Below are 815 nucleotides of genomic sequence, written 5' to 3'. Positions count from 1 at the left end.
GACTTCGAAGGCGACCGGGTCACTAACACCAACCTCTCCCAGGGCCAGCGCAAGCGCCTGGCGATGCTGCTGGCAGTAGCCGAGCAGCGCGACCTATTGCTGCTGGACGAGTGGGCTGCCGATCAAGACCCGCAGTTCCGGCGGGTGTTTTACCGCGAGCTACTGCCGCAGCTCAGAGCGCTGGGCAAAACGCTGGTGGTAATCAGCCACGACGACCACTACTTCGATCAAGCCGATCGGCTGCTGGAAATGCGCGGTGGGCAGCTGGTGGAACTCACCGGTGAGCAGCGCGAAGCGGCCAGCCGCGATGCGGTGGCGAGGGTGAGTTGAAAATTCCGTAGTGGGATAAAATTGAAGAGGCGTCGTTGTTCTCAGGTGTTGCGCCGCTTGATGGCTTTGGGAGCATAACCGAAGAAGCGTGTGAAAGCTGAGCTGAAGTTGCTTGGGTGCCGATAGCCTGTGGCATAGGCAGCCTGAGCGACCTGTTGACCGCTCTCCAGCAGCGCATGGGCGTGGCGCATGCGCTGTTGGTGAAGAAAGTGTTGAGGGGTGGCCCCAAACATGCGACGAAACCCCTGCTTGAGTTTCTGTTCCCCCAATCCTACCCGAACCCCTAAATAAGCCAGCGTCAATGGACGGTCTAACTCACTGAGAATAATCTCGTGGGCCTGAACGATGCGTTCGGCGTCTGCGCTGGCAATGTGCTGTGTAGGGCGGGGTTCCGGCAGCAACGATTCGAGCTGTTCCCCCAATAGGCTAAGGGCGTGAATGTGTTGCTGGATGCGAGAACCGCCTGTTTGGAGGCATGCCTGGAG

At 59.4% G+C, this 815-nt stretch carries 2 protein-coding genes; one reads left to right on the top strand and one right to left on the bottom strand.

Annotated features, from left to right (window positions below):
* The coding region (locus tag INT21_RS12380) for an ATP-binding cassette domain-containing protein (RefSeq protein ID WP_193085297.1) at positions 1–330 on the top strand (330 nt) is incomplete at its 5' end.
* Between the two features lie 41 nt (positions 331–371).
* Here INT21_RS12380 and INT21_RS12375 read toward each other — a convergent pair.
* Positions 372–815: helix-turn-helix domain-containing protein (locus tag INT21_RS12375; protein ID WP_193085296.1), on the bottom strand; the 444-nt coding region annotated here is incomplete at its 5' end.

The sequence above is a fragment of the Halomonas sp. 3F2F genome (assembly GCF_014897805.1).
Lineage (GTDB): Bacteria > Pseudomonadota > Gammaproteobacteria > Pseudomonadales > Halomonadaceae > Vreelandella.
Note: the sequence above shows the minus strand (reverse complement) of the source record. Positions and strands in the feature narration are given on the sequence as shown.